6 protein-coding genes are annotated in these 6,255 nt (G+C 43.7%); 3 read left to right on the top strand and 3 right to left on the bottom strand.

Translation table 11 applies throughout. The annotated features are described in order from the left end of the window. Both CHH53_RS05640 and CHH53_RS05635 read left to right on the top strand, forming a co-directional pair. Window positions 1–536: Ltp family lipoprotein (locus tag CHH53_RS05640; protein ID WP_095215142.1), on the top strand; the 536-nt coding region annotated here is incomplete at its 5' end. Between the two features lie 120 nt (window positions 537–656). Next, window positions 657–1,850: a class I SAM-dependent rRNA methyltransferase gene (locus CHH53_RS05635; RefSeq protein WP_095215141.1), complete on the top strand. Its 1,194-nt coding sequence runs from the start codon at window positions 657–659 to the stop codon at window positions 1,848–1,850. Between the two features lie 135 nt (window positions 1,851–1,985). On the opposite strand, the gene CHH53_RS05630 is transcribed toward CHH53_RS05635, so the two are convergent. Further along, the gene (locus tag CHH53_RS05630; RefSeq protein WP_095215140.1) at window positions 1,986–3,671 is read right to left on the bottom strand and encodes a methyl-accepting chemotaxis protein; all 1,686 of its coding nucleotides are present in this window, start codon (window positions 3,669–3,671) and stop codon (window positions 1,986–1,988) included. 420 nt (window positions 3,672–4,091) lie between these two features. On the opposite strand from CHH53_RS05630, the gene CHH53_RS17295 reads away from it, so the two are divergent. Further along, entirely contained in the window at window positions 4,092–4,241 is a 150-nt protein-coding gene (locus CHH53_RS17295; RefSeq protein ID WP_158221493.1) for a hypothetical protein, read from the top strand. A gap of 99 nt (window positions 4,242–4,340) precedes the next feature. Here CHH53_RS17295 and CHH53_RS05625 read toward each other — a convergent pair whose 3' ends face one another. Both CHH53_RS05625 and CHH53_RS05620 read right to left on the bottom strand, forming a co-directional pair. After that, on the bottom strand, window positions 4,341–5,888 hold the full coding sequence (locus CHH53_RS05625) for an amidase (protein WP_095215139.1): 1,548 nt from the start codon (window positions 5,886–5,888) through the stop codon (window positions 4,341–4,343). Next, entirely contained in the window at window positions 5,867–6,181 is a 315-nt protein-coding gene (locus tag CHH53_RS05620) for a hypothetical protein (protein WP_095215138.1), read from the bottom strand. The genes CHH53_RS05625 and CHH53_RS05620 overlap by 22 nt, the downstream gene beginning before the upstream one ends. Window positions 6,182–6,255 lie beyond the last annotated feature (74 nt).

The following is a 6,255-nucleotide window of genomic DNA, read 5'->3' as shown; positions in this document are numbered from 1 at the left end:
AAGCGAAGGAAGCTGAGGAGCAAGCACAGAAGGAGAAGGAAGAGCAGGAAGCGAAGGAAGCTGAGGAGCAAGTACAGAAAGAACAGGAATCCAAAGAAGCCAGCATGACTGTTTCACAAGAGCAGGCGGTTAAAACTGCTGAAGACTATATAAATTATACTGCATTCTCTAAATCGGGATTGATCGATCAATTAGAGTATGAGGGGTTTAGCGCAGAAGATGCGACATATGGTGTGGAAAACATCTCGGTTGATTGGCAAGCGCAAGCAGCTAAGGCGGCTCAAGACTATATTGGTTACACTGCATTTTCCAAATCAGGGTTGATCGAACAGTTAGAGTACGAAGGTTTCAGCACGGAAGATGCAACATACGGTGCAGAAAACATCACAGTCGATTGGCAGGAGCAAGCTGTTAAGGCGGCTCAAGAATACCTCGATTATACTTCTTTTTCAAGACAGGGTTTAATTGATCAATTGGTTTATGAAGGATTCAGCACAGAGCATGCAACATACGCTGCTGATCAAGTTGGCTTGTAACAGATATAGATATAGTATTGGGGAGTGGCTAATTGCTGCTCCTTTTATTTTTTCTGTCTTCGCTTATTCTTTAAAACAATGGCATAATTAAATCAAACAAGAAAAAGTAAGGATGACTACATGAGACAATCATTAGAAGTAAAACTAAACTCAAAGTCGGTTAAAGATATAACAAATGGCTATCCGCTACTCACAAAAGAAGCGGTTGACACTGCAAGAGTGTTGGAAGAGGGTAGCATATTACGCTTAATTGACGCCAATGGCAGGTATATTGCTACAGCCTATTATGGTCTGCAAAATAAAGGAATAGGCTGGGTGTTGACTCGCAAGGAACAAGAAAAAATTGATGTGAAGTTTTTCGTTAAGAAAATCAGTGCGGCTATTGCCAAGCGGAAGAATTTATATGAAACCGATGATACGACCGCTTTCCGGGTGTTTAATGGGGAAGGTGATGGTATCGGCGGCTTGATCATTGATTTCTATGACGGCTTTTATATGGTGAACTGGTATAGTGAAGGTATTTATTCTTTCCGGGAAGATATCTATCAAGCTTTGGGAGAAGTGGCAGAAGTTCGTGGTCTTTATGAGAAATTACGGTTTAACACCAATGGTCAGTACGTGGAACAAGATGATTATGTGTCAGGTGAAAAGGGAGAATTTCCTTTGATCGTCTTGGAAAATGGGATGAAATATGCGGTGGATTTAAATGATGGCGCAATGACAGGGATTTTCTTGGATCAGCGTGATGTTCGAAAAGCATTGCGTGACCATTATGCAAAAGGAAAAACGGTTCTGAATACATTCTCTTATACAGGTGCGTTCTCCGTAGCAGCCGTTCTAGGCGGTGCCGTCAAGACAACGAGTGTGGATGTAGCAAAACGGAGCCTGCCAAAGACCATCGAGCAATTTGCAGTCAACGAAATTGATGATGAGGCGCAGGGCATCAAGGTGATGGATGTCTTTGATTATTTTCGATATGCGGCCCGTCATGAATTGAAATTTGATGTTGTGGTATTGGATCCGCCAAGCTTTGCACGTACAAAGAAAATAACATTCAGCACGGCGAAGGATTATCCGAAGCTGCTGCAAGATGCCTTGAAAATCACAAATGATGGCGGGTTGATCATTGCGTCGACAAATAACGCAAGCTTCAACATGAAAAAGTTCAAATCATTTATCGATAAAGCATTTACGGAATCCAACACACGCTACAAAATCTTGGAAGAACACCAACTGCCAGAAGATTTTACTGTACCGCACAATTACCCTGAATTTAACTACCTGAAAGTCGTGTTTATAAAGGTGATGAATTGAGGGTGTGTACAAATGAAATACATTCAGTTAGGGTGAGGCAGCAGTAGGAGCTAAATGGAAATAATGGTGTGGAAGAGAATCCAAGCACCTCTCTAATCAAAAAGATCCCCCAGATTTTCTCTGAGGGATCTTTCTTCAATATTTAAACCGATTAACAATCACCTGCAGCTCTTCGGCCAAATCCGAAAGAGAAACAGCAGCGTTCGAAATATCTTCCATGGAACTTAACTGTTCCTGGGTTGCCGAGGCAATTGCCTGGGAGCTGGAGGATGTTTCCTGGGCTCCTGTTTCAAGTGTCGAAATGGTATGCTGTATGCCTTCCACACTCGCGGTCAGTTGCTGGGTGGCAGCTGCCATCTCCTGTATTTCGGCGGTCACTTGTTCCACAAGGCGTACTATTTCGTTAAACTGCTCCTGGGTTTCCTGGGCATGATTCATGCCTGTATCCACGTTGTGCTGGACGTTCGTGATATTGTTTACCGTTTCTTTCGAGTCTGTTTCTATTGCAGAGACCAATTGCTTGATCGTGCCGGCAGATTGATTGGTTTCATCAGCGAGCTTGCGGACTTCTTCCGCTACGACAGCAAAGCCTTTTCCTTGTTCCCCGGCCCGGGCAGCTTCAATGGCTGCATTCAATGCCAGGAGATTGGTTTGCTCGGAGATATCGGTGATAAGGGAAGAGATATTGCTTATTTCCGTTGTGCTTTTCACCAATGTCTCTAATCCGTCACCAGCCTCCCGGACAGATTGATCAATCAGCGTCATTTGTTCTGACATCTTATTCACGGAGGAGGCACCAGCTTCCGCCTTATCTTTCATATAAGAGGAATGCCCCGCTATGTTGTTTGTATTATCAGCCACATTGGAGAGGCTCTTTAATATTTCTGTAATCGATTGTGCGCTTTTTTCTGTCATTGCACTTTGTTCGGTACTCGTCAGGGCGATTCCCTGCATCGACTGGGATATCTGATCGGATGTAGCTCTTGACTGTTCGGAGCTTGCCGATAATTCCTCTGAAGAAGCTGCAACCTGCTGGGATGAACTGCTTATCTGTTTTATGATACCTGCCAGGGACCTGACGAAAGCATTGAAGGAGTCGGCAAGCTGGCCAAATTCATCCTTGCTTCTTACCATGACTTGTTGCGTCAGGTCCGCATCTCCCTCGGCAATATCCTCCAGCTGCCTATTCAAGCTTCTCAGCGGCACCAGGATGGATTTTAAAAGGAGGATGCTCAAAACGATCCCCAAAATGATAGAAAGCATGGTTACCAAGATAATGGACCATTGACTTATCTGTCCATACCTATCGATCTCTTTTTCCAAGCCGTCTACATCATCATTCAATTGATCGACCAATTCATTCACGGATGGATCCAATACTTCCTTCCGTAATTTCCTTTCCTCGCCCAAGTGAAGTGATTGTGCTGCTTCCGGATCAGAGGCGGACCGGGATACCACTTCTTGATTCATGCTCCAGAAATCAGTGAAATTATCGCGGATATCATTCACATTCGTCATATAATCCTGATTATGTACCAGTGATTCCAATTCATCCAGCGTGGAGAAGACGTCATCAGCCTTCTCTTCCATTCCGTCAGCAAATTCTTGATTCCCGGTAATGATGAATCCTCTTTCATCATTCGACAGCCCGGCCAGCCTGTATTGAACATGTTTTATTTTGTTTTGAAATTCCATTTTATCCTTTAAGATATCATTCTTCTCGGTAATGGAGTGGTTGATGAATATGGATGAACCCCCAATCAATAATAAGGAAAATATTAAAATGGAGATTATCCCTAGAAGTTTTGTTTTGATTCTCACTGTTCAAGCCCTTTCTTCTCTATAGACATTCTTTTTAATATGCATTTTTTTATCAACATATTTAGATACTCTAATAGGCATTATAATATTTATATGTCAGAAATTACAACATAAATAGATAATTAGAATTATATTCCGGTTTGACAGGGGAAGTTTTCGGGGTACATTAGCCTATTCGGACATTCCTTTTCCAGTGGGTAAAAGTATTGGTTTGCAAAGTAAAAGGAGCTGATGACGGATTCTTTACTTGGAAGCTTTTCCTTATAGAAGTTTATATTAGAAAATACCTTCTTTTTTTGTTAAGAATCGCCCTTACATATTTTTAACATTAACCACTTATTTACGGGCTCTTGACCGAGCCTTAACAAGCTTTTGGTATCTTACCTTATGTACCTTAATTTCTTTAAAGGAGAGGTTTCCATGCTGAAAAAATGGATGGTGGCATTGGGTATGGTATCAGTTCTGACGTTGGCAGCATGTAATAATGATGATGAAGAACCGACGGATGATGAACAAATCGAAGAACAAGATTCCGGGGATACAGAGGAAGATACAGAGCAGTCTGAATGATATATAGAAGCTTCATAAGGCGTTCCGCTGAGGGATGCCTTTTTTATTGGTGATCCCTGCAAATAAAAAAGGCGAACAATGATGTTCGCCTTTACAGGTTCATCCCTCCAAAACAGGGGCGACTCGATGCTTCGTCGCTTGCTCATAGGCATAAGCCATTCTCAAGAGCTTGGCTTCACTCCACATTCCTCCCATGAATACCAATGCGAACGGGGAGCCGTTTTCATAATAGCCGCCAGGGACTGTTACAAGCGGCAGGCCGCTGATATTGATTTCAGAGACGGTTGTGGTGATGTTCGCCAATCCCTCGACTCCTTCTTCCAGCGAGGTAATGGATCTGGTCATCTGCGGGAAGACGAAGCCGTCCAAATTATGTGTTTCCATTACCTGCGTAATGATGCGGAGGAGTTCGGAACGAGCCGCATTGAATTCGGAAATATCCAGCTTAGGGTCGGCGATTAATTCTTTGGTGTTTTCAAAGAGATCAAGCGGACCGTTTTTGTCCCAAGGAAATTCTCCGGCTCTTTCAAAAACACGCTTAGCGGATAATGTATCATCATCGGGATCCAAATTTTTGATATACTTTTCGATGTCATGAAAAACAGTGTCGAGGCCAAAGAGCATCCGTGCTGCATCATCCCCTATCGATTCAGTGAAGTCCACGAAACCGGAGCCTTCAAAAGGATCCTCCAATACTACGGCTCCTAGTTCCTGCAGCGCTGTTATTTCACGTAGATATAATGCTTTCGTTTCTGGTGAAAGTTCTTTCGTGCTCCAGCCTGGACCGAATAATCCGAGCCTTTTTCCTTGCAGTGCTTTTTCGCTTAAGGCTGAGGTATAGCCGCCTGCAGGGATTTTTCCTTCCTTTGGCAATGCATCGTCATCGGTATAGCCTGCCATGCTATCCAGCATTAGTGCAGCATCTTCGACAGTTCGGGCATGCGGTCCCAAAACATCGCGAGTACTTCCGGCAATCGGTGTCACACCGGTTGTAGGTATCAAATCAAAGGAGGTCTTGACCCCGACAATCGCTTGAGAGGCTGCCGGCATTTGAATGGAGCCGCCTGTTTCTTCCGCTACCCCGAGAACGGCAAAGTTGCCTGAAATCGCAGTGGCAGTACCGGAGCTGCTTCCGCCTGGAGAGAATCTCCGATCTACGGCATTATAGGTTGGGCCGTCCCAGCTTGTATTCGCGGAATCCATTCTCGCGCTGAATGCCGGGATATTCGTTTTCCCCAGGATGATCGCCCCGGCATCTTTCAGTCGTGAGACAACAGGTGCATCATTTTTCGGCATCAATTCGATCCCGCCAGCATCCTTGCAAAGAGGAGCCCAGCCGAAAGTTGTGGGAAACCCTTTCACATCCACGGCCTCCTTGATTACAATCGGCACCCCGGCTAGCGGCCCAAGCGGTTTTCCCTCCCTGCGCAATCGATCGATTTCCTTCGCTTCTTCCAAGGCATCATCATTCATGAACGTGAACGCATTGTAGTTTTTTTCGTATTTGTCAATTCGGTCCAAATAGGCTTGGACTACTTCTGCTGCAGTAAACTCGCCCGTTTCATAGGCAGTCAGGAGTTGCTTGACCGTTACCTCTTTCCATACAAAATCATCGACAGCTGGATTTAATATAGAATGATTTTCCAAATTCTAAAACCTCCCATGGTTTTGGTGTTTCGTTCTTTTTGGATCAATCGTGTTGTTGTTAAAGTCTCATAGGTCAAAGGGATTTTCAACTTGTTTGTAGGGGTTTTTAACAAGCTATTTGAGAGGAGGATTGCCTGTATTATCCAAATCACAAGGGTGAAAAAAGGATATGTTCCAGCACCAGATTTCTTATTAGTAAAAATACCTGGAATTCCACCGCCAAATCCAAAAGAGCAATAGGTATACTGGACATAACCTCCTTGATACTTAACTTTTTCCTTTTCACTACGCATTTTACCTATAGTCCTGTACTGAAGGCCTGTAAAAATATCATCCAGAAAATAAGAGCTGAAAAAAGCTGAAGCAT

This window comes from Terribacillus sp. 7520-G (assembly GCF_002271665.1).
Lineage (GTDB): Bacteria > Bacillota > Bacilli > Bacillales > Amphibacillaceae > Terribacillus.
Note: the sequence above shows the minus strand (reverse complement) of the source record. Positions and strands in the feature narration are given on the sequence as shown.

Excerpts from the sequence above, each read along its gene's own strand:
- CHH53_RS05620 (WP_095215138.1), bottom strand. The coding sequence starts at position 6,181 with ATGCGTAGTGAAAAGGAAAAAGTTAAGTATCAAGGAGGTTATGTCCAG.
- CHH53_RS17295 (WP_158221493.1), top strand. The coding sequence starts at position 4,092 with ATGCTGAAAAAATGGATGGTGGCATTGGGTATGGTATCAGTTCTGACG.
- CHH53_RS05635 (WP_095215141.1), top strand. The coding sequence starts at position 657 with ATGAGACAATCATTAGAAGTAAAACTAAACTCAAAGTCGGTTAAAGAT.